Raw genomic sequence first — 22,002 nt, forward strand, 5'->3', positions numbered from 1 at the left:
TAAAAATGGAAGCTCCAATTAACGAGGGTTTTAGAGACTCAATATCAACTATAGGCGAAGACGGTAAACGTGCTTGGGTTTTTCCTAAAAAACCCAGTGGTAAGTTTTACGATTATAGGAAGATTGTTAGTTATGTGCTATTAGTCTTTTTATTTGCAGCTCCATTTGTTAAAATTAATGGTAACCAGTTTTTATTATTCAATGTTCTAGAGCGTCGTTTTAATGTTTTTGGATTTCCGTTTTGGCCTCAAGATTTTCACTTATTTGTAATCTCTATGATTATTGGTGTGGTCTTTATTACCATATTTACGGTTGCTTTTGGGCGTATATTTTGTGGATGGATTTGCCCACAAACCATATTTCTAGAAATGGTATTTAGACGTATTGAGTATTGGATAGATGGGGATAGAGGGGCGCAAATGAAGTTAAAACGCACCAAATGGACTCCAGAAAAAATTAGAAAGCGTGTATTAAAACACACCATTTTTATAATCATTTCCTTTTTTATTGCTAATGTGTTTTTAGCCTATTTAATTGGTAGTGATAAGTTATTAAATTACGTAACAGAAGGACCCTCTCAGCATTTAAGCACCTTATTTCCGTTATTGATTTTTACAGGTTTATTTTACTTTGTATTTTCATGGTTTAGAGAGCAAGTATGTATTATAGCTTGTCCTTATGGACGTTTACAAGGTGTGCTATTAGATAATCAATCCATTATTGTTGCTTACGATCATAAACGTGGAGAAGGAGAAAATGGACGCAAAAAGTTTAGAAAAAACGAAGACAGAGAAGCACTTGGTCATGGTGATTGTATAGATTGTATGCAATGTGTGCACGTTTGTCCAACAGGTATTGATATCAGAAACGGTACACAATTAGAATGTGTTAACTGTACAGCTTGTATAGACGAGTGTGATGATATAATGGAGAAGGTAGGTTACCCTAAAGGGTTAATACGTTATGCTAGTGAGGATAATATAGAAAAGAAAGCGCCTTTTAAATTAACCACGCGTCTTAAAGCCTATATTGTAGTACTAGTTATTTTAACGGGTGTTTTAATAGCGATGTTACAATTGCGTAATGATGTCGAAGCTAGAGTCTTAAGGTTACCTGGGCAATTGTTTGAGCATAAGGCAAATAATGTCATTAGTAATGTATTTACATACAAGGTTGTTAATAAAACAACTCAGGAGATTGATAATGTCAATTTCAAACTTAAAAAATATAAAGGGACTGTCAAGTTAGTATCAACAGATAATAGTTTTGTAGTACCAGCACAAGGTTTAGCACAAGGAACATTGTTTATAGAGCTTGATCAAGGCGTTTTAAAAGATGATAAAACCAAATTAACTATAGAGGTTTACAGTCATAACAAATTAATAGAAACCACAACAGTAAACTTCTTAGGACCTAGAAGCTATAATTAAAAAATAAGACTATGAAATTTAACTGGGGAACAGGTGTTGTAATTGCATTTATACTATTTATAAGCTTTATCATGTATTTTGTGATATCTATGAATACGGATAAAAGCCTAGATCACGATTTAGTAGATGAAAACTATTACAAGCAAGAATTAGAATTTCAGAACGATATCAATAAAGAAAAAAACGCCAAAACATTAGCGTCTAAAGTGACTTGGAAAAAAACAACCGAAGGTATTGTTATTAGCTTTCCAGCTGATTTTGAAGACAAAGACATTACAGGTAAAGTATTCCTATATAGACCATCTAATAAACAACTAGACTTCGAAACCACAATTTTGTTGTCTAATCACAATTTGCTCATACCTGACAAACGTTTATTAGATGGTCGTTGGAATATTAAAATAGATTGGAGCTATAAAGATACAAACTACATGCTTAAAGAAGAAATACAGTACTAATGTTACTTACAGCACTCATATTTGGCTTATTGGGTAGTTTTCACTGCGTTGGTATGTGTGGACCTATTGCTTTTATGTTGCCTGTAGACAGAAGTAATTCTTTAAAAAAAATAACACAAATAGCGGCTTATCATTTTGGACGTCTATTAGCCTATAGTATTATCGGATTAATTTTTGGTTTAATAGGTAAAAGCCTTTATATTTTTGGATTACAACAAAAGTTATCTATTGTAATAGGTGTTTTAATGATTGTTGTTATCCTTTTTCCTTATAAAAAATTGGGTCAAAATTTTATAGTAAAGCCCATTTACAAGGCAGTAGGTTTTGTAAAAAAACAAATGGGTCAAGCCTTAAAAAATAAGACTGCAGACACCTTTTTAACCATTGGCTTTTTAAACGGATTTTTACCTTGTGGATTGGTTTATATGGCTGTTTTTGGAGCTATTGCAACAGGTACAGCATGGCAAGGCAGTTTATATATGGCCTTTTTTGGTTTAGGTACAATACCGTTAATGACCACAGCAATATATTTAGGTAAATTTTTAAATGCACAAGTAAAACAACGTATTCAAAAGGCTATTCCTGTATTTATCGTTATTATTGGTGCCTTATTTATTTTACGTGGCTTAGGTTTAGGTATTCCTTATATATCGCCAAGTCCCGTGGTGGAGATGGCAAATAGTGCCATAGATTGTCATTAAAAGAAAATATTTTTTTCGCTTTCGCGGAAATAATGCCAGGCACATTTAATGCTAGTAAATAGCTGCTAGTCTTATAAATAAACGTAAATTATCAAACCTTATTTACTCAAAAAACGTCTTTAAAATGAAAAACATCCTTTTACTTACAGATTTTTCTCAAAGCTCTAAAAATGCCATGCATTATGCAGCTATGCTTTTTGAAAATAAAGCTATTAATTTCCATTTAGTATATGTACACAAAGCGTCTGCTTTTACATCTGCAGATTTAATGACAACTGGAAATGCTAATTTGTATGCCTCTATAGTTAAAACACCAAAAGAAGATCTAGAAGATTTGGCACAAGACTTACAAACGGAATGTAACAACCCAAAACACACGTATAACGTACATATAGATTACGATGTGTTTACAGATGCTATTAACCAGTTTGTGGTTTTAAATGGTATCCAATTAATTATTATGGGTACAAACGGAGTAACTGGTGCTGATGAGGTTGTTTTTGGAAGTCACACACTAAATGTAATTAGAAAAGTAAGTTGTCCAACATTAATAATACCAAATGGTTTTAAGTTTGTTAAACCAAAATCGATTTTACTTCCATTAGACGAAAAGGATCAATTTAATCAACAAAGATTGAATCAGATTTTTAATCTTGTAAGCAAAGAAGCGTCTCATTTTCATGTTTTAAGAATAACAGAAACAGCAGAAGACCATACTACAGATATAAACACTTTAAAAAGCCTTTTAAAGTCTGGTAATTATAAATATCATCACGTTATAAATGTACCAATGGATAAAGTTGTAGATACGTATATGCAAACAAATACAATAGATTTAGAAGTCTTTATTATACAAAAAACTAGCTTTTTAGAACGTTTGTTTATGGGGTCACCAATAACAAAACATAGTAAAATAGCTAGTGTTCCATTATATATATTACATGATTAATGCGTTACCACTAATCATGTAATATATATTAGTTTTTTTGTGGTATTATTTTATCTTCTTCTAAAACTAAAATTAAAAGTTTTGAGTAATCATTTACCGTTTTATTAATATTTTTTGGATCCACAATATCTATATATCCTTTCCATATTAACGTGCGGTCTTTAGTAGGGCATAAGCAGTATACAGCCGTTTCTGCGTTATAGACTTGATACTCATTATATGCATCTGGATTAAAATGTTGGTCTTGATACATTAAATAATCATCGTTAAAACGATTATGACTTTTAGAGCTATTGGTATAGTCTTTTTTAAACTGGATTTTATTTTTAATTCCAACCACTTTGGTAAACACAACAGCATCATAACCTTCCTTTAATAGCTGGTTTTCTAAAGCTTTTATTTCTGTGTCGGTTCTTTTTTTAGCAAGAAATTCTGCATCAAATTTATCAAGGCTAATTGTAGCTTCAATTCCTCGTGACGTTAATTGGCTTTGTAATTTTCTTTCGAATTTTTCTCTAGCTTCAGGATCGTCAGTCAACCCAACAATAAACACTTTTTCTAGTGTGTAATTATCTGCTTCGGGACTAATCCAACGGTCTTTTAATTGTGTACTTCCGCAACTGTAAAGCGAACAAACAAGTAATATTAGTAAGAGTTGTTTCATGGTTTAGTTTAATAAATGGTCTTGTTTATCTCTTTTCATTAAGGTTTTTACCAAATTGAAAATTTCAGATTTCACAGCTTTATAATCATAAAAAAACGAACTTACTTGCTTAATAAAGGCTAGATGATCAGCTTTATATTGTTCTTCTTTGTCTAATTCATTTTTACCGTCAACCATTAGCTCAAGATCATTTTCATGTGCTACTAAAGCAGTAATTAATTTTTGACTGCCTCTTTTTGTTCTCAATAAAGCAGTTGCTGCATCTTGCGCTCTAGCTAATACGTGGTCATCTATAATTAGTTGTGTGTAATCTGTAATTAATTCTTCTAAAAACACTTGTTCATCTTTAATAAAATTTAAATCAGATAACCAGGTTTTAGACATTTCATGCATGCGGTCTGCACCATACCATTCTACCATTTTGTTTTTGTTTTGTGTTTTCATTTTTATGATTTGTTTATTAAAAAAAAACAGGAAGTAAAGTAGGCCATACTTCCTGTTTAAAGATTACATCATCTTTTATTACCTATTAACAAGACTGTTTTTGAGGCGTCGTGTTAATGATTAATAGCGTGTGGTAATTTTAAAATATTAGATTTTGTAATCTAAATATTATATGGTTTTTACTATAAATTAAAGATAGAATTATTACAAGTTAATTAGTATGATAAATATCATGTTGTACATTATCTATAACTCTATTTCTATAGTTTCAAATAAATTTGGGATACAAGTATACCAGTTAAAGGTATCTTTAATTTTAACTCTTAAAGCATTTTGGGCAGTAGGTTCGCCATGTATTAGATAAACTGTTTTTGGCGTGTTTTTAATAGCACTTAACCAATGTAGTAACCCATTCTGATCTGCATGAGCAGAGAGACTATCTATAGTTAATACAGCTGCTTTTACTGGATAGTATTTACCATAAAATTTAATTTCGTGAGCGCCTTCTTTTAATAGTCTACCTCTTGTGCCTTCTGCTTGATAGCCGACCAATAAAATAGTTGTAGAGGCATCATCTATTAATTGTTGCAAGTATGTTAAAACGCGACCACCGGTAACCATTCCGCTACCTGCAATTATAATTTTACTTCTTGGATCATCAATGGTTTTCCAAGTATCTGCATAACTTTTAATAATATTTATGTGCTTACACATAGCATTGTAATCGGTTTCAGATAGCTTATGCCATTTAGGAAAACGTTTAAAAATCTCTAACACATTATTACCCATTGGACTATCAACAAAAATGGGGATGTTTGGTATTTTGTTTTTTTGATAAAGTTTAAATAAGATAAACATTAGCATTTGTAAACGCTCTACCGCAAAACTTGGTATAATTAAATTGCCTCTAGTGTTTATGGTCTCTTTAATAATTTGAGTTAGTTTATTTTCAATGTCTTCGATAGGGTGTAGTTTGTTGCCATAAGTACTTTCTAGAAACAAATAGTCTGCTTGATCAGGTCGTTTTGGGTCGTTTAATAAATAATCATTAACTCTACCAATATCTCCAGAAAACACAAATCGTTTTCCTTCTATATCAAGTTCAATAAACGTAGACCCTATTATATGACCATTATATTTAAATCGATAAGAGATGTGATTATTTATAGCAATCCATTTGTCTTCGACTTGTACTTCAAATTTTGATACGGTTTGATCTACTTCCTTAGCAGTATAAAAAGGTAAAGCTGGTTGATGCTTAGTATATTTTTCTTTGTTTGCTTTTTTTGCTTCTTCTTCCTGTATTTTAGCACTGTCTTTAAGTATAATTTCGGCAATAGCTAGAGTAGGCGCTGTACCAATTATTTTACCATTAAAACCCTGTTTTATTAACCTTGGTAAATAGCCAACATGATCTAAATGCCCATGAGTTAGTAATATTGTTTCAATTTTTGAAACAGCAATGGGTAAAGGGTTCCAATTTAGTTGTCTTAAATCTTTTAGACCTTGAAATAAACCACAATCGATTAATATAGAAGTATTAAAAGCTTCAATAAGATATTTAGATCCTGTTACTGTTTTTGCGCCTCCTAAAAATGTAATTTTTACTTTAGTTTTCATAATTTATGATTTTAGGTTACACAGTAGTTTAATTTCGTTTAAAATTCTTTTTTTTCTAATATCTGATATTCCTAAGTGATCTAAATAAAAAGCATCATTTATTAAATCTTTGCATAAGACAACCTCTCTGTTTAATAAAAACTGTTTTTCTCTTTTTGTTAATAAAGTAGAAGTGGTTATTGGGTATAATTTTAGTTTATCAATACGGTCTTTTAATCCATTATGTAAAGGGTAATCCCAGCTTAATAAATACAGCCCAATGCAGTTTCCGTAGGTTTGAGCATCCTTAGTAAATCTAGTATTAGTAACAACCCAACCTTCGGTAATTTTAGTTTTTAATCCTAATTGATTATTCCATTTAGATTGAATGTCTTTATATCTAGAATGGATGTACAATGGGATTTTAACGTTGCAATTTAAACCAGCTTCACCATGAAATTTACATTCTATAACAATAGTTGCTTTTTCTTTTGTGGCTAGTATATCTACTTCATGATTTACACATTTGCCATTAATGATCTGTCCAACTTTTACATCATAACCAAACGCTTTTATGATAGAAGCTATATAACGCTCAAACGGAAAACCTGTTGGACCTAATTCGTAAATTGCTTTTTTTAATTTGTATTTGGAGGCTATATGACTTTTTTTAGATTTTAGTAATGCATACGCTTTATTGTAAATTTCTTTTGTAGAAATGCCTTGATATAATTGGTCCCTAACATTATTAACAATACTATCTGTTAACATAATATCTGCTCCAGAATTTATTAAAGATTTTCTTAATTTTTTAATTGAAAATTTAACAGGCTTTCCTGATGCTTTTTTTATATAAATATCTTGATTATTCATGTGTTACTATTTATTATCAGGTAGTATTAGAAAAGGAATGCTAGGCTTAAACCCTATTGTTTTTATAATAGGTTCGTTTAAATAACGCGCTATAAGACTATGTTTGTAGTTAACCATGACTAATAAATCAATGTTTAAATCGTTTATAAAGGTTGAGATTATTGTAGCTTTTTTATCGTAATTAGGAACGGAATGGTAATGTGTTTCAAAGCGCTTTAAACCACTTTTTAATACCGCTAAATTATATTTTTGAATCTCAGTTAAAGCTTTATTTGTCTGGATATTTATTACTCTTAAAACAGCATTGTTATTTGTAGTAAATTCGGAAATTGTATTAATTACTTTTTCAAAAAAGAATCGGTTTAAATCAGTTGAAAACACAATTTGATCTATTGGTTTATAATTGTATTGATCAGGAATAATTAAAATAGGACATGTTTTAATGTGGTCTACTAAATGCACTGTGTTACTTCCAAAAAATAAGGCTTTATTATTAGTCGCTCCTTTAGTACCCATAATTATTAAATCAATTTTTGTATCTAATATAAATTGATCTACAGCACTATTTAATTCCATAAATTTAATAACCGTTTTAAAAGTATGATTAGGGGTTTTTTCGGCGTTTAAAACCTGTTGTTTTAATTCAAGTAACTGTTGATTACTTTGTTGCCTTATACTTTTTATATAAACATCGGACAAGGTGGCTAAAGAGGATGGATTTAGTGGTTTTGCGTGTAGTAAATAAAAAGTACAGATATCATCTCTATAATATTTTATGGCATATACAATTGCGCTCCACGCATTATCCGAAAAATCTGAAGGTAGAAGTATATGTTTCATAACGTTAGGGTTTTGGTATACTTAAAGCTATGATTAAAAAACAACTATAAAAATGATATATATTAGTTTTAAAAAGAAAACCCCTATAAAAATGATAACTCATCTTTATAGGGGTTTAATCCTTATTAGTGTGTTGTATTATTTGATTTTAAAAGTCACTACAGGTAAAGATGAGTGGTTTGCAATATCCTCAGAGATACTTCCTGCCAAAAAGTGAGTAAAACCTTTACGACCGTGTGTTGCAACAGCTATTGCATTTGCACCTGATACATTAGCATGATTTAATATACCTTTTTCTACGGTGTAGTCAGAGATGTATTTTACTTCTGATAATTTATCTAAATTACCATCCGCTTTTTGTAAAAAGTTAACAACAATTTGCTCCATTTCTGAAGTGCTGTTAAAATTATCTCCTGGGGTATTTACATAGATAAGATGTAAATTAGCACCAAGTTTATCAAATAATTTTGTTGCGTTTATATAAGGTGTTACTGTGCTTTCTGAAAAGTCAGAAGCAAATACCACATTCTCAAAACTTAGGTTTGTTGGTTTGTTTTTAATAACCAATACTGGCACATCAGAATGGCGTACTACTTTTTCTGTATTAGAACCAATAAAGATTTCTTTTAATCCGCTACTTCCATGAGACCCCATTACAATTAGGTCCGCATTATGCTCCTTAGCAACCTCATTAACTTCAGTAAATACTTTAAAATGTTTAACAATAGGGGTTACTTTTACGTCTTTTAAAAAATCTTGTTGTAAAAAATCTGTAAATCGTTGTTCCGCTAATTTTAAGAAAAATACAGTTTCGGCTTGTAAATCAGCTTCTCCTTTTGTTAATATCGTTTCTGATATTTCTAACATGTGTAATGCTAATATTTCAGCATCATATTTTTTTGCTAATATAGCAGCTGATTCTAAAGCATAATTTGAATGATCTGAAAAGTCTACTGGTACAATTATTTTTTTCATGTTTAGTGGTTTATTAGTATTAAGATTTACTAAAATTAATAAATCTTTAAATCAGTTTTTAGTTTTTATGTATTAATTAACACCCTTAAATGGTCATTGAAAACAGTTGTGTTTCAGGTTTATTACGTTGTAAAAGTAAATCGAAAGCCATACAAATGTTTCTAACAAATGGTTTCCCTTTTTCGGTAATAAAAATTTGGTTCAACTCTTTTTTTAATAAACCATCATCTTCCATTTCTTTCAATTTGGATAAGACCTCTGGGATTTCTTCAAAATATAAATCAGAATCGATCCAACTGGTTTTAAAATGACACATTAAGTTTAAAATATGTTGTCTAATTATAAGGTCTTCGTTAGTTAAAATATGTCCTCTAAATACAGGTATGATTTGCGATTCTATTAAATGGTAATATTCTTCTATTCCTTTGACATTTTGAGCAAAAGCATACCAACTATCACTTATTGAGGACACGCCTAAACCAATCATTACTTTTGTTTTGGAAGCGGTATATCCCATAAAATTACGGTGCATAGTCTCTGATACACTAGCAGTATAAAGACTGTCCGTTTTTAATGCAAAGTGATCCATTCCAATATCATAATAACCAGCATCTGCTAGTAGTTTTTTACCCAATTGGTATTGGTTTTGTTTAATGCTTGGTGTTGGTAAGTCACTGTCTTTATAACCACGTTGTCCATTTCCTTTTATCCATGGGACATGTGCATAGCTGTAAAAGGCAATACGGTCTGGTAATAATTCTTTTGTTTTATTTATAGTCTCAGCAACATGTGCTTCGGTTTGAAAAGGTAGTCCAAAAATAATATCATGACTAACAGATGTGTAACCAATAGCTCTTGCTTGTTCCGTTACTTTTTTGACGTTTTCAAAAGGTTGTATTCTGTGTATAGCTTTTTGTACAATAGGGTTGTAGTCTTGTACTCCAAAACTAACACGCTTAAATCCCAAGTCAAATAAGGTCTGTAAATGCGTTTCTGTCGTATTGTTTGGGTGACCTTCAAAACTAAATTCGTAATTATCCGCTAATTTTGCTTTGCGTGTAATGCCATCAATTAATATTTTTAGATTTTTAGAATCAAAAAAAGTAGGTGTTCCACCGCCTAAGTGTAACTCTTTTATATTAGGTTTTTCGCCTAATAAATCACAGTATAAATCCCATTCTTTTAAAACCGCACTTATGTAAGGCGATTCAACTTCGTGGCGTTTTGTAATGCGTTTGTTGCACCCACAAAAAGTGCATAAACTTTCGCAAAAAGGTAAGTGAATATAAAGACTGATACCTTCTGTAGTATTACTTTCTTCAAATGCTTTTTTTAGATTTTCTTTCCATTGTTTTAAAGAAAATTTATCAACATTCCAATACGGTACAGTCGGGTAACTAGTATATCTAGGTCCGGCAACATTATATTTATTTACTAATGAAAAACACATAACTTTTTTGTTTATACGTCAAAGTTAGTGTCTTATTAGAAGTTAAAATATGACTAATATCATAAGTTAAAATTTAAGATAATAAGGCGGTAATTGTTTTAAAAGGAATATCATTAAACGTATTAACCACATGATCAGCTAAAGTGTAATCTTGGTTTTTAGAATGGAAACTATCAAAACCAATACAATAACTACCAGCAGATTTAGCTGCTTTAATACCGTTAGTCGAGTCTTCAATAACTATGCAATGGGCTTGTGGATGTCCTGCTAATCCTGCTGCTTTTTCAAAAATTTCAGGATGTGGTTTTGATGCTTTTAAATCTGCACCACTAATTTTAGCTACAAAATATTGATCTAAATCAAAACGGGTAAAGACATTGTTTATAGTTTGCATGGATGCAGAAGAGGCTAGGACAAGCGTTAAGCCATTTTTATGGTAATCTTGGATAATGTCAAGCACACCATCTATTAACTTTAAACTAGGGTCGCTATGGAACAATCCTGTAAAAATCTTACGTTTACATTGGACCAACTCTTCTGGGTTATTGTCTAAACCAAAAACCTCGCATAGTCTTTTACAAACATTGATAGTAGATTGCCCTGTGGTAGATTCATACAACGCACTGGAAACATTTATGTTAAAGTGGTCAAACATTAAAAAGTAGGCTTTTTTGTGTAACGGTTCTGTGTCAACAATTACACCATCCATATCAAATAAAACAGCTTTTAGCATTGGTCTAGTTTTTAGGCGAAGATACTTATTATGTGCTTTTTTACCATACATATATTTTTTTCTCTGTAAGAATTAGAATATTTTGCATAACCAATAGATTAATATGATTTACACTATTATTTTTATAGCACTAGTTATACTTGTTATTTACGCGTTTTATGTCATGCGCCCAAAGAAGATTGAAATATTCCCAAAGCATTGGCATGATCTTTTGGTAAAAAACGTTTTGTTTTATAAAAATCTTTCTGCACCGGATCAAGCCATTTTCAGGAAGCGTATGTTGTTATTTTTAGGCGAAATAAATATTGATGGTGTTAATACAATAATCGAAGACTTAGATAAAATACTAATTGCTTCAAGTGCTATTATTCCTGTATTTGGTTTTTCAAATTGGAGTTATAATAACTTATCAGGTATTATTGTTTATCCTGATACCTTTAATGCTGATTTACAATTTTCTGATAAAGATGAAAACAAAAAAATATTAGGAATGGTTGGAACGGGGAGATTTGAAAAACAAATGATTTTATCAAAAAAGGCCATACGTTTAGCATTTAGTAATAAAACCGACAAGCATAATACGCCAGTGCACGAGTTTGTACATTTATTGGACAAAATGGATGGCGAAACGGATGGTGTGCCTGAATTTTTTTTAGGAAAAGAATATATTGGCCCATGGTTAGAGCTAATGCACGAAGAAATGGAGCGTATTAATAATGATGCCTCTGATATAAGAAAATATGGCGGTACCAGTCAAGCTGAATTTTTTGCGGTTGCATCAGAGTACTTTTTTGAAAGACCTAAACTTTTTAAGCAAAAACATCCTGAATTATTTAAAATGCTTTCGCTTTGTTTTCAGCAACCTAAGCAGGGATCGTAAAATAAAAAGTGGTTCCTTTTCCTACTTCAGAGTCTAACCATATTCTACCACTATGGGCTTCGACTATTTTTTTACAATGGGCTAATCCAATTCCTGTACCTTCATACTCGTCTCTAGAATGTAAACGTTGAAAGATAGAGAAAATACGGTCTTTATGTTTTTCTGGTATTCCTATTCCATTATCTGTGATAGAAAACACCCAATAGTCAACGCTCTCTACATTAGATTGCAGATTACAATCAATTGAAATAATAGGTTTTACTCCTTTTTTTGTAAACTTAATACCGTTACTTATCAAGTTCTGAAACAATAATCTAAGTTCTAATTCTGCCCCTTTAATTGAAGGTAGGTCAGTGGTAATAATTGTAGACTCTGTTCTGTCAATAACGTTTTTTAAATCGTCTTTTAAAATAGAAATCACACTATTACAATTTATGTTTGTTGTGTTTTTACTTTTTCCAAGTCTAGAATACTGCAGAATGGCATCAATAAGTTTTTGCATTCTTGCGCTAGATTGACTAATAAAATTAAGACTCATTTTACCGTTATCGTCTAGTTTGTCTTCATATTCTTCGACTAATAAATCTATTAATCCAGTAATTGTAATTAAAGGTTCTTTTAAATCATGACTTGCAATGTATGCAAACTGCTCAAGCTCGTCATTTTTTATCTCTAACTCAAGACTCTGTTTTTGGATAGCAGCATTTTTGTCTTTTAATTTTTTGTTTAATTTTTTCTTACTTAGGTAACTTCTATAAATAAGTATCCCGCCCAATACCGCTAAACTGATTAAGGTTATTAGTAAGATATTTATGGTTTTTTGAGTGTTTAGCTGAGATTCTTTTTGTTTTAAAATAAACTCTTTAGTTTCAATTTCAGCAATTTGGTTCTGTATAAAATTATGTTGCTTTTGTATTTCTAGATTACGGCTAATAATGTTTTGATCTTGACTTTTAATAAATTCAATTTGACGCTTAATATTGTCTTCTAAATCTTGTTCTATTTTAACTTTATCTTCAAATCGCTGTTTATGTAATTCGCTTTGATTGGATAGTGTTTCAATCCATTTATCTTGTGTAACTACAGTGTTTAATATGGTGTCTATTTTACTTTCTTGCGTATTGATTTGTTGTTTCTGTGATAATATTTCAGCATCTTTTGTAACAAGGTTTTCTTGTTGTTCTGCTTCTGTTTTTTTTGAAGCTTCAAGATTAGCTTCACTATTTTGGTATAAATCTTTCCATTTTTGAGAGGAGCTAATAGCGTATTGTTGTAACGAGTTTGCTATTTTAAAACCTTCCTTATCAATAGTCTTGTTATTAATTTCATATTCAAAAGAATCTCCAACATTTACCATATTAATCATGGTTGTGTGGTAATTGTAATCTTCTGTAACTAGTAATATATTTTGACCTGAAATTTTATTTAAGATGTAATTGATGTCAAAATTGAAGGATTTATTGACGTACAGTAATTGTACGTCTTTGACATCTTTAACGCTATTAAAATTAACTACCGTAACTGGTTTGTTGTTTATGTTACGTTTTTGTGCTAAAGATTTAAAGTCTATTATAGCACGGTCCGGACCTAGTACACCTATTTTAAATTGTGTAGCATCTACTTGATTTGGCCAACCTACTTGTTGTGCAAAATTGTATACAAAAATAGCCCGTTGTAATCTTTTTACTTGCTGATTTGTTGTTTGAGCATGAATTGATAAACCATAAAAACACAGTAAAACACAAACCACTACTGATTTGTGTTTTAGATTATAGAGTGTTGTTTTTAGATTTAATTTCATTATAGTTTTAAAAAGGCTCTCATGTAAAAGTTAGAACCATTAACTCCAAATTGTTGCACACGTCTACTGTAAACAAAATTACCATTATCAATATTTGCAGAGTGTGTGTGTTTATCTGGATAGACGTTAAATATGTTATTACCACCTAAGGTCAGCTCAATACTACTATTAAATTTGTAAGAAACAGCTAAATCTGTAAGTAATTTAGGTGTAAATTTTTGATCTCTAGATTCTACTTCTCCAGATAATTCATTTAAAACCCAATTGTCACGATTACCATCTTCTGGATGTATAAAGCTGACGTCACCAAAATAGGTGTTTCCTAAAGATACTTTATAACTGTCAAACTCATAAGACAACAGGTTGTTTATCTTATAGTTTGGTTGTCCAGATTCTACTCTTGCAATTTCTTCTCTATTAAATAAGACATCTTCTTGACCAACTAAAGATTCTGATACTTTAATATCACCGATGACCTTTGTCTTATTAAAGTTTGCTGCTAAAGAGGCATTTAGTTTTCCTGATCCAATAATTGTTTTGTATTGTATAGCGGCATCTAAACCAGTGGTTCTAGAGTCTATGGCGTTTGTAAAAAACTGAGCAGCTCCTACATTAAAGGGTTCTAAGATACTTTCATAACCTTCATCAAAACGACCAGATAATACAATACGATCTTTAATTTTGATATAGTAATAATCTAAAGTGAAAGAAAAATTATCTTTTAATTTACCGTTAATTCCTAAGCTATAATGTCTAGATAATTCAGGCTTTAAGTTTTCAATTTTAAAAGCTTCTTGCGCTACAGCACTTTCGTTATTAAACGTACCTACTTGAATAATTTCACCATTAATAAATTGCGAGCTTATATTCTGAAAATAAACTTGGTGTAGGGAAGGAGCTCTAAATCCTGTAGAAATACCACTTCTAATACCTAAGGCGTCATTAACTCTATATAGACCGGAAACTTTCCAAATTAACTGTCCACCAAAATCGTTGTAAGACTCAAATCTAGCAGCAGTTTTGATTAATAGTTTTTCAGTAATGTTAGTTTCAATATCAATATATCCGGCACTATTTGTTCTAAATCGACTTAACTCATTCTCTGGCTGAAAACCAGGAAACACTTGTGCTCCGGGAATACGCGGTTGTTCGTCGCCAAAGGCATCTGTATACGTACTGCCTCCATCAATAAAAGACGCTTCTTCTCCAGCTATAATTTGATAGTTTTCAACTCTTAATTCTGCTCCAAAAGCAATGTTTACACCATGTAACCAATCATAAGTTCTAGACAGGTCTAAATTAGATGTGCTTTGTTTGTAAGCAAATCCTCCTGAATAAAATGTTTTTGGAGAAGCAATACCTAATGAGGCATTAATAGAATTATTTACCGTGTAGTCTAAAGCATTTTTTCCAATAGAATGACTAAAATCTATATCCCAATTATTTTTGACACCTCTAATTCCGGCTGTTACCGCATCATCTTGTATGTCGGTTAAAATTTGTGGAGAAAACCCATTAGGAAACAACTCTAAGACCACACGGTCTTCATCCTTTGGTAATCTATAAAATCCTTTAGCTTGACCTTCTCTGTAGTTTCTGCTACCGTTAAAATAAAAGGTTGTAATTTCAGAAATAGGAATTTCACCATTAAAAGTAATGGCTAAGTTTTGTGTTTTGGCACTTCCAATTTCCATTATTTTTTGATCATCGTATCCTGTATTATTAAAAAAGTTGTGCTCACTAACTAATTGTGCGTCTTCAATAGGTGTATCAGAATAAACAGGTCCAGTATAATTACCCGCTCTGTTAGTAGATTCTCTACTGCGGTATTCTCCAGTAATATTTATAAACCCTTCTGTACCAATATTAAATCCAAAATTAGCGCCAAAATAACTTGTTTGTCCGTCTCCTTCTTTATTAACACCAACGCGTCCAACGATATCAATAACTTCAACTTGTTGTTTTAAAATAATATTTACAACACCGGCAATAGCATCAGATCCATATTGCGAGGTTGCACCATCACGCAAAATTTCTATGCGCTCTACAGAGGCAACAGGAATAGCATTAAAATCTGTTCCAACAGTTCCTCTTCCAACAGTTCCGTTAACATTTAATAACGCACTATTATGGCGACGTTTTCCGTTTACTAAAACCAATACTTGATCAGGTCCTAAACCTCTTAATGTGGCAGGATCTATGTGATCTGTACCATCAGAAATAGTTTGAGTAGTAGAGTGGAAGGACGGCACTAGATAATGTAAGATATGACTTAGCTCTATTTGTGTTGCATTTGTAAGTTCTTGCGGAGAAATAATGTCTACAGGAGCAGTGGTTCTTAAAGAAGATATTGGTTGTGCTCTGGATCCTAAAGATACTGGTTGGTCTATGGAAAAACCAGTTTCTAATTTAAAATCTAAGGTTGCTGTTTCTCCAACTTTAACTGTAATACTTTTTGATATGGAATTGTACATTACAAAACCTGCTGTAATAACATAATCACCTTCTTCTAATTGCAACGTATAAGTCCCGTTTACATCGGTAGAGGTATTTAAATTAGTACCTTCAATACTCAGTTTAGCACCCGGAAGTGTTCCAAATTGATCAGAAACATTACCAGTAATAGTCGCTCTTTCTTGGCTATAAGCATTTAGTTGTAGACAAAATAAAAAGATACAAGTTATGTATGGTTTTATGGAAAAAGACATGGTAGTTAGTTGTTATGCACTTTTTAAAGCGTTAAAATAAATTAACAGTAATGCGTTATTCTGTGTTTAATGACAACACAACAGAATAGATATTATACGGTTTTTTGTTTGTAATGGCTTTCTATTAAGGTTGTTAATAAACTAGCAGATAAAGGCTTGTTTATAAAGTCCTCAAGTAAATCTATAGTTTTAAAACGCTTATAATCGTCAGGATTATTAGAAGTCGTTAATAAAATTATCTTTATTGATGATGTAAAATCTGTGTCTAGCTTATTATATTCTTCAATAAATTCCCAGCCATTCATGGCAGGCATATTTATATCTAAAAAAATAAGATTAGGTTTAATGGCTAAGCCTTTACTAGCATCTTCAAGATATTTTAAAGCTTTTAAAGCACTGTTAACAGATATAACTTGATTAAAATCATCATGTTTGTTAACTATTTTTTCGTTATAAAAATTAATAACTTTGTCGTCATCAATTAAGAGGGTAAAGTCTACGGGAAAATTAATTTGCATGTTACAATATTAAATATATTTATCAAATGTCAGAGATAAATTAGATTCATTTTTTTTTATTCGCTGAATGGCTTAAAAGCAACGACTACTAGCAGGTTTCGAATAGATGAACACCAATTATGTATTGGGCAAATTTGTTTAACTTTACCTTATAAAAAAACAAAAGATGTTAGAAGAGTTACAACAAAATTACGGGTATTTATTTGAAGATGAATTGATTCAAGAAATTAATAATGTTGGGACTTATAAAGATATTCCTGAGGGTTTTAAATTAATCGAAATTGGTGACTACATAAAGTCAATGCCACTTTTAGTAAGTGGCGCTATTAAAATTTTGAGGGAAGATGAAGATGGTGACGAATTGATACTATATTTTATAGAGCAAGGAGATACTTGTGCCATGACATTGTCTTGTTGTTTAGGTAATTCTAAAAGTGAAATTAGGGCTGTTGCCGAAACCGATACTAAATTAATCATGGTGCCCATTGTAAAAATGGAAGAGTGGTTAGGTAAGTATAAATCTTGGCAAAAATTTGTGTTACAAAGCTATCATAATCGAATGTCAGAATTGTTAGAAGCTATTGATACCATTGCTTTTTTAAAGATGGATCAGCGTTTGTTTAAATACTTAAAAGACAAGGCGATGGTTAATCATAATGAAGTTATACATGTCACGCATCAAGAAATCGCAAGAGATTTACACACCTCTAGAGTCGTGATTTCTAGATTATTAAAAACCTTGGAAATTGATGGTAAAATAAAACTTCATCGAAATAATATTACAGTAATTGATTTATAAGCGTAACAACTGTTACATATAATTACTATTTAAAACAGTAGTTTTGTTTTCGATAATTTAACCTATGGATTTTACACAAATTTTTACTTACGTTGCAGCATTTTTAATTGGAGCTATTTTAGGCTTAATTGGTGGTGGTGGTTCCATTTTAACAGTACCATTATTGGTTTATTTTTTAGGGTTTAATCCAATAATTGCAACAGCGTATTCTTTATTTGTGGTAGGATCTTCATCTCTTGTAGGTGTGGTTCAAAAATACCGTAAAGGATTAGTAGATTTTAAGACAGGTTTAGCCTTTTCGTTTCCATCATTTATTGCTGTTTTTATTTCTAGAAGATATTTGGTGCCAGCAATACCAGATGTGCTTTTTACAATAGGAGATTTTGCATTAACTAAAGGTATGGCAATCATGATATTTTTTGCTATTATCATGTTTTTGGCAGCTTTTTCAATGATTAAAACAAAACAAGAGGACTCTGTTTCTAACGGGTCTCAACCCTATTACAAAACGTTTGTTCAAGGCATAATAATTGGTGTTATAACAGGGTTAATTGGTGCTGGAGGTGGTTTTTTATATGTTCCTGCACTGGTGCTTTGGGCTGGTTTAGATATGAAAAAAGCAGTCGGAACATCTTTAGTTATTGTAGCAATTAACTCACTAATAGGGTTTTCTGGAGATGCTCAAACTTTAGATATTGATTGGTTTTTTCTGTTAACTTTTTCTTTATTAACAATTGTTGGGATATTGGTAGGTGGTTATTTTTCTAAATTTGTTTCAGGAAAAAAACTAAAAAAGAGCTTTGGTTACTTTGTATTAGTAATGTCAATTTATATAATTTTTAAGGAGTTGGTTTTTTAATTATGTAACTTATGTTGCTATAAAAATTTAAAAACATTAGTAAATTTGAAGAATTAAATAAGATGTTTAGCCTTAAGGCGAACACATTTTACCAAAATATAAAATAGAATTCAAAATGAACCGAGCTATTAAAGCGAACACATTTTACCAAAATATAAAATAGAATTCAAAATGAACCGAGCCATTAAGGCGAACACATTTTACCAAAATATAAAATAGAATTCAAAATGAAGATAGAGCAGATTTATACAGGTTGTTTGGCACACGCAGCCTATTATATAGAAAGTAATGGAGAAGCAGCAATTTTTGACCCATTAAGGGAAGTGCAGCCATATATAAAAAGAGCAAAGCAAGACAATGCTAAAATAAAATATATTTTTGAAACGCATTTTCATGCAGATTTTGTGTCTGGCCATTTAGATTTAAAAGAAAAAACAGGCGCTCAAATTGTATTTGGACCCACAGCAAAACCATCTTATGAAGCAGTTATAGCAACAGATGGTCAAATATTTGAAGTAGGAGACTACAAAATAAAGGCCATCCATACACCAGGTCATACTATGGAAAGCACAACGTATCTTGTCATTGACCAAAATGGAAAAGAGCACGGTATAGTTACAGGAGATACGTTATTTATTGGAGATGTTGGACGTCCTGATTTAGCACAAAAAATAGCATCAGACTTAACACAAGAAAAGCTAGCAGGGTATTTATTTGATTCGCTTCGTAATAAAATTATGACGTTACCAGATAGTGTTATTGTATATCCAGCACATGGCGCTGGTTCTGCTTGTGGTAAAAACATGAGTAAAGAAACCACTGATACTTTAGGACATCAAAAGGAAGTTAATTATGCATTACGTGCAGATATGACTAAAGACGAATTTATTGCTGAACTATTAGACGGGTTATCAGAGCCACCAGCATACTTTCCTCAAAATGTTATGATGAACATCAAAGGTTATGAAAGCTTTGATAAAGTCATGACTAAATCTCAGAAACCATTAACTCCAAAGGCTTTTGAAGCTGCAGCTAATGAGACTGAAGCTATTGTTTTAGATGTGCGTAATCAAACCGAATTTATAAAAGGACATATTCCACGTTCTATATTTATTGGTATTGATGGTGGATTTGCGCCTTGGGTTGGTGCATTGATTGCAGACGTTAGTCAGCCGGTTTTATTAGTCGCTCCAAAAGGTAGAGAAGAAGAAGTAATCACACGTTTATCTCGTGTTGGTTTTGATAATGTAATTGGGTATTTAGACGGTAGTTTTGAGGCTTGGAAAAGTTCAGGAATGGATTATGATACATTAACATCAATTTCTGCAGAAGAGTTTGCTAAACGATACGAAGAAAACAAAGACGTTATTTTTGACGTTAGAAAAGATGGCGAATTTACTGCCGAGCATGTTGATGGTGCAAAACACACTGCTTTAGATAATTTAAACAGTCATTTAAGCGAGTTTCCAGAAGATAAACCGTTTTACATTCATTGTGCTGGTGGTTACAGGTCTGTAATTGCAGCATCAATATTAAAAAGCAGAGGTATTCATAACTTAATAGATGTCGCCGGAGGTTATGGTGCCATCAAGAAAACAGACATACCAAGAACAGATTTTGTTTGTCCTACAACATTAAAATAATATTAAAGTTGTTTTTAGTTAGTAAAAGCGCGTATTGCATAATTGTAATACGCGCTTTTTTTGTGTAACATTAGTTACCGTTTAAGATTTCAATTTGTAGTAAATTTATATATTACTTTAATACTTTGGCCTTACGGCGAAACAGTTTTACCGAAATTTAAAATAGAATTAAAAATGAACCGAGCCATTTTAGCGAAAACATTTTACCGAAATTTAAAATAGAATTAAAAATGAACCGAGCATTTTAGCGAACACATTTTACCAAAATTTAAAATAGAATTAAAAATGAACCGAGCATTTTAGCGAACACATTTTACCAAAATTTAAAATAGAATTAAAAATGAACCGAGCATTTTAGCGAACACATTTTACCGAAATTTAAAATAGAATTAAATATGAACACTTCAATAGTAGTACAAAACTTAAAATGTGGTGGTTGTGCAAACACTATCACTACAAAATTAGCCGAAATAGAAAACATCTCTGAGATAACAATAGATGTTGACAATAGTGTAGTAGCATTTAATCATAATAATCAAGCAGAAGCTTTAGTAGTAAAAGAGCGACTTAAAGCATTAGGTTACCCTTCAATAGATGATGATAATAATTTAGTATCTAAAGCTAAATCTTTTGTTAGTTGTGCTACTGGAAAGCTTTCACAATAAAAAAAAATCATGAAAAAGGTCTACTTACTTATAATAGTATCGTTGTTTTTGGTTAGCTGCAATAATTCTAAAAATAAAAAATTTTCTGCATTTGACACACAAATGGAGGCTAATAAGCATCCTGGAAAAAAGCTAATGGAAACAAACTGTTACACATGTCATAGTCCAACAGCAAGTCAATCTGAAAGGATTGGACCGCCAATGATTGCTATCAAAAAGCATTATATAGATAAAAATACAACTAAAGCGCAATTTGTAGAAAATATGCAAGCATGGGGCAAAAATCCCAATGCACAAGACGCTAAAATGTTTGGAGCAGTAAAACGTTTTGGTGTTATGCCAAAGCAAGCATTTCCAGAAGAGACAATTGCTAAAATAGCAGACTATATGTTTGATTATGATATTGATCAACCAGATTGGTTTGAAGCCCATTTTAATGAAGAAAATGGTAACCATAAAGGAAATAGAAATAAAAATAACGTTAACCAGCAGCAGTCAGAAGTAAATTTTAAAGATTTACCGTACGCGGAACGTGGATTAAAATATGCCTTAACAACTAAAGCTGTTTTAGGAAAAAACCTAATGGGAACTATCCAGAAAAAAGGGACGTTAGATGCTTTGGCGTTTTGTAATGAAAAGGCTTATCCTTTAATAGATAGCATGTCTGTAGTACATAATGCAACCATAAAAAGAGTTTCCGACAAACCAAGAAATCAAAATAATTTAGCAAATAATAAAGAATTAACGTATATTAAATCTTTTAAAAACGACATCAAAAATAATACAGAACCAAAACCTATAGTTGATGTTTTAGATAGCAAAGTACTTGTATATTATCCTATAACAACAAACGCAATGTGCTTGCAATGTCATGGTAAACCAAATCAAGATATTAAAAGACCAACATTAAATAGTCTTGCTAATTTGTACCCTGAGGATAAGGCAACAGGTTATTCTATAAATCAGGTTAGAGGTATTTGGAGTATTAGTTTTGATAAATAAATAAAATTAAT

At 31.3% G+C, this 22,002-nt stretch carries 21 protein-coding genes; 10 read left to right on the forward strand and 11 right to left on the reverse strand.

Annotated elements, in window-relative coordinates; genetic code table 11:
• Positions 1-5: 5 nt before the first annotated feature.
• The 4 genes from ccoG to CXF54_RS02570 all read left to right on the forward strand — a co-directional run bounded on the left by ccoG (position 6) and on the right by CXF54_RS02570 (position 3,538).
• Positions 6-1,430 (forward strand): cytochrome c oxidase accessory protein CcoG, encoded by a 1,425-nt coding sequence (gene ccoG, locus CXF54_RS02555; RefSeq protein WP_101202326.1) that lies wholly within the window; start codon positions 6-8, stop codon positions 1,428-1,430.
• Between the two features lie 11 nt (positions 1,431-1,441).
• On the forward strand, positions 1,442-1,888 hold the full coding sequence (locus CXF54_RS02560) for a FixH family protein (protein ID WP_101202327.1): 447 nt from the start codon (positions 1,442-1,444) through the stop codon (positions 1,886-1,888).
• On the forward strand, positions 1,888-2,589 hold the full coding sequence (locus CXF54_RS02565; RefSeq protein WP_101202328.1) for a sulfite exporter TauE/SafE family protein: 702 nt from the start codon (positions 1,888-1,890) through the stop codon (positions 2,587-2,589). The genes CXF54_RS02560 and CXF54_RS02565 overlap by 1 nt, the downstream gene beginning before the upstream one ends.
• 124 nt (positions 2,590-2,713) lie before the next feature.
• On the forward strand, positions 2,714-3,538 hold the full coding sequence (locus tag CXF54_RS02570) for a universal stress protein (RefSeq protein ID WP_101202329.1): 825 nt from the start codon (positions 2,714-2,716) through the stop codon (positions 3,536-3,538).
• A gap of 28 nt (positions 3,539-3,566) precedes the next feature.
• Here CXF54_RS02570 and CXF54_RS02575 read toward each other — a convergent pair whose 3' ends face one another.
• The 8 genes from CXF54_RS02575 to CXF54_RS02610 all read right to left on the reverse strand — a co-directional run bounded on the left by CXF54_RS02575 (position 3,567) and on the right by CXF54_RS02610 (position 11,116).
• A complete protein-coding gene (locus CXF54_RS02575) occupies positions 3,567-4,202 on the reverse strand; it encodes a hypothetical protein (protein ID WP_101202330.1) in 636 nt (211 codons plus the stop codon).
• 3 nt (positions 4,203-4,205) lie between these two features.
• Positions 4,206-4,646: a hypothetical protein gene (locus tag CXF54_RS02580; RefSeq protein WP_090838797.1), complete on the reverse strand. Its 441-nt coding sequence runs from the start codon at positions 4,644-4,646 to the stop codon at positions 4,206-4,208.
• 246 nt (positions 4,647-4,892) lie between these two features.
• Complete coding sequence (locus tag CXF54_RS02585; protein ID WP_090838795.1) at positions 4,893-6,266, reverse strand: MBL fold metallo-hydrolase RNA specificity domain-containing protein; 1,374 nt, start codon at positions 6,264-6,266, stop codon at positions 4,893-4,895.
• Between the two features lie 3 nt (positions 6,267-6,269).
• Positions 6,270-7,118 (reverse strand): restriction endonuclease, encoded by an 849-nt coding sequence (locus CXF54_RS02590; RefSeq protein ID WP_101202331.1) that lies wholly within the window; start codon positions 7,116-7,118, stop codon positions 6,270-6,272.
• 6 nt (positions 7,119-7,124) lie between these two features.
• Complete coding sequence (locus CXF54_RS02595) at positions 7,125-7,958, reverse strand: universal stress protein (protein WP_101202332.1); 834 nt, start codon at positions 7,956-7,958, stop codon at positions 7,125-7,127.
• 138 nt (positions 7,959-8,096) lie between these two features.
• On the reverse strand, positions 8,097-8,933 hold the full coding sequence (locus CXF54_RS02600) for a universal stress protein (protein ID WP_090838789.1): 837 nt from the start codon (positions 8,931-8,933) through the stop codon (positions 8,097-8,099).
• Positions 8,934-9,018: 85 nt separating this feature from the next.
• Positions 9,019-10,383, reverse strand: coding sequence for an oxygen-independent coproporphyrinogen III oxidase (gene hemN, locus CXF54_RS02605; RefSeq protein WP_101202333.1), 1,365 nt, complete (start codon positions 10,381-10,383; stop codon positions 9,019-9,021).
• A 73-nt stretch (positions 10,384-10,456) separates the two neighbouring features.
• The gene (locus CXF54_RS02610) at positions 10,457-11,116 is read right to left on the reverse strand and encodes an HAD family hydrolase (RefSeq protein ID WP_090838953.1); all 660 of its coding nucleotides are present in this window, start codon (positions 11,114-11,116) and stop codon (positions 10,457-10,459) included.
• 103 nt (positions 11,117-11,219) lie between these two features.
• Between CXF54_RS02610 and CXF54_RS02615 the strand changes: the two genes are divergently transcribed.
• Positions 11,220-11,996: a zinc-dependent peptidase gene (locus CXF54_RS02615; RefSeq protein ID WP_101202334.1), complete on the forward strand. Its 777-nt coding sequence runs from the start codon at positions 11,220-11,222 to the stop codon at positions 11,994-11,996.
• On the opposite strand, the gene CXF54_RS02620 is transcribed toward CXF54_RS02615, so the two are convergent.
• From CXF54_RS02620 to CXF54_RS02630, 3 genes are all read right to left on the reverse strand, one after another.
• Positions 11,980-13,797, reverse strand: coding sequence for a YfiR/HmsC family protein (locus tag CXF54_RS02620; RefSeq protein ID WP_101202335.1), 1,818 nt, complete (start codon positions 13,795-13,797; stop codon positions 11,980-11,982). The genes CXF54_RS02615 and CXF54_RS02620 overlap by 17 nt on opposite strands.
• Positions 13,797-16,505 (reverse strand): TonB-dependent receptor domain-containing protein, encoded by a 2,709-nt coding sequence (locus CXF54_RS02625; RefSeq protein ID WP_101202336.1) that lies wholly within the window; start codon positions 16,503-16,505, stop codon positions 13,797-13,799. Before CXF54_RS02625 ends, CXF54_RS02620 begins: the two co-directional genes overlap by 1 nt.
• A 92-nt stretch (positions 16,506-16,597) precedes the next feature.
• Positions 16,598-17,023 carry a response regulator gene (locus CXF54_RS02630; protein WP_101202337.1) on the reverse strand — a complete coding sequence of 142 codons (426 nt, stop codon included), beginning with the start codon at positions 17,021-17,023 and terminating at the stop codon, positions 16,598-16,600.
• A 166-nt stretch (positions 17,024-17,189) separates the two neighbouring features.
• On the opposite strand from CXF54_RS02630, the gene CXF54_RS02635 reads away from it, so the two are divergent.
• The 5 genes from CXF54_RS02635 to CXF54_RS02655 all read left to right on the forward strand — a co-directional run bounded on the left by CXF54_RS02635 (position 17,190) and on the right by CXF54_RS02655 (position 21,991).
• Positions 17,190-17,822, forward strand: coding sequence for a Crp/Fnr family transcriptional regulator (locus CXF54_RS02635; RefSeq protein ID WP_090838777.1), 633 nt, complete (start codon positions 17,190-17,192; stop codon positions 17,820-17,822).
• Positions 17,823-17,886: 64 nt separating this feature from the next.
• Complete coding sequence (locus tag CXF54_RS02640; protein WP_101202338.1) at positions 17,887-18,681, forward strand: sulfite exporter TauE/SafE family protein; 795 nt, start codon at positions 17,887-17,889, stop codon at positions 18,679-18,681.
• Positions 18,682-18,908: 227 nt separating this feature from the next.
• Positions 18,909-20,324 (forward strand): MBL fold metallo-hydrolase, encoded by a 1,416-nt coding sequence (locus tag CXF54_RS02645; RefSeq protein ID WP_101202339.1) that lies wholly within the window; start codon positions 18,909-18,911, stop codon positions 20,322-20,324.
• Between the two features lie 395 nt (positions 20,325-20,719).
• Positions 20,720-20,989, forward strand: a complete 270-nt coding sequence (locus CXF54_RS02650; RefSeq protein WP_090838771.1) for a heavy-metal-associated domain-containing protein — start codon at positions 20,720-20,722, stop codon at positions 20,987-20,989.
• Between the two features lie 9 nt (positions 20,990-20,998).
• The gene (locus tag CXF54_RS02655; protein WP_101202340.1) at positions 20,999-21,991 is read left to right on the forward strand and encodes a DUF3365 domain-containing protein; all 993 of its coding nucleotides are present in this window, start codon (positions 20,999-21,001) and stop codon (positions 21,989-21,991) included.
• Positions 21,992-22,002: the final 11 nt, after the last annotated feature.

The sequence above is a fragment of the Olleya sp. 1-3 genome, assembly GCF_002836085.1.
Classification (GTDB): Bacteria; Bacteroidota; Bacteroidia; order Flavobacteriales; family Flavobacteriaceae; genus Olleya; species Olleya namhaensis.

What these genes read in the sequence shown, in the direction of transcription:
- CXF54_RS02585 (WP_090838795.1), bottom strand. Translation starts at nt 6,266, where the DNA reads ATGAAAACTAAAGTAAAAATTACATTTTTAGGAGGCGCAAAAACAGTA.
- CXF54_RS02600 (WP_090838789.1), bottom strand. Translation starts at nt 8,933, where the DNA reads ATGAAAAAAATAATTGTACCAGTAGACTTTTCAGATCATTCAAATTAT.
- hemN (WP_101202333.1), bottom strand. Translation starts at nt 10,383, where the DNA reads ATGTGTTTTTCATTAGTAAATAAATATAATGTTGCCGGACCTAGATAT.
- CXF54_RS02590 (WP_101202331.1), bottom strand. Translation starts at nt 7,118, where the DNA reads ATGAATAATCAAGATATTTATATAAAAAAAGCATCAGGAAAGCCTGTT.
- CXF54_RS02580 (WP_090838797.1), bottom strand. Translation starts at nt 4,646, where the DNA reads ATGAAAACACAAAACAAAAACAAAATGGTAGAATGGTATGGTGCAGAC.
- CXF54_RS02630 (WP_101202337.1), bottom strand. Translation starts at nt 17,023, where the DNA reads ATGCAAATTAATTTTCCCGTAGACTTTACCCTCTTAATTGATGACGAC.
- CXF54_RS02625 (WP_101202336.1), bottom strand. Translation starts at nt 16,505, where the DNA reads ATGTCTTTTTCCATAAAACCATACATAACTTGTATCTTTTTATTTTGT.
- CXF54_RS02565 (WP_101202328.1), top strand. Translation starts at nt 1,888, where the DNA reads ATGTTACTTACAGCACTCATATTTGGCTTATTGGGTAGTTTTCACTGC.
- CXF54_RS02570 (WP_101202329.1), top strand. Translation starts at nt 2,714, where the DNA reads ATGAAAAACATCCTTTTACTTACAGATTTTTCTCAAAGCTCTAAAAAT.
- CXF54_RS02655 (WP_101202340.1), top strand. Translation starts at nt 20,999, where the DNA reads ATGAAAAAGGTCTACTTACTTATAATAGTATCGTTGTTTTTGGTTAGC.
- ccoG (WP_101202326.1), top strand. Translation starts at nt 6, where the DNA reads ATGGAAGCTCCAATTAACGAGGGTTTTAGAGACTCAATATCAACTATA.
- CXF54_RS02645 (WP_101202339.1), top strand. Translation starts at nt 18,909, where the DNA reads ATGAAGATAGAGCAGATTTATACAGGTTGTTTGGCACACGCAGCCTAT.
- CXF54_RS02635 (WP_090838777.1), top strand. Translation starts at nt 17,190, where the DNA reads ATGTTAGAAGAGTTACAACAAAATTACGGGTATTTATTTGAAGATGAA.
- CXF54_RS02575 (WP_101202330.1), bottom strand. Translation starts at nt 4,202, where the DNA reads ATGAAACAACTCTTACTAATATTACTTGTTTGTTCGCTTTACAGTTGC.
- CXF54_RS02615 (WP_101202334.1), top strand. Translation starts at nt 11,220, where the DNA reads ATGATTTACACTATTATTTTTATAGCACTAGTTATACTTGTTATTTAC.
- CXF54_RS02610 (WP_090838953.1), bottom strand. Translation starts at nt 11,116, where the DNA reads ATGCTAAAAGCTGTTTTATTTGATATGGATGGTGTAATTGTTGACACA.
- CXF54_RS02620 (WP_101202335.1), bottom strand. Translation starts at nt 13,797, where the DNA reads ATGAAATTAAATCTAAAAACAACACTCTATAATCTAAAACACAAATCA.
- CXF54_RS02595 (WP_101202332.1), bottom strand. Translation starts at nt 7,958, where the DNA reads ATGAAACATATACTTCTACCTTCAGATTTTTCGGATAATGCGTGGAGC.
- CXF54_RS02650 (WP_090838771.1), top strand. Translation starts at nt 20,720, where the DNA reads ATGAACACTTCAATAGTAGTACAAAACTTAAAATGTGGTGGTTGTGCA.
- CXF54_RS02560 (WP_101202327.1), top strand. Translation starts at nt 1,442, where the DNA reads ATGAAATTTAACTGGGGAACAGGTGTTGTAATTGCATTTATACTATTT.
- CXF54_RS02640 (WP_101202338.1), top strand. Translation starts at nt 17,887, where the DNA reads ATGGATTTTACACAAATTTTTACTTACGTTGCAGCATTTTTAATTGGA.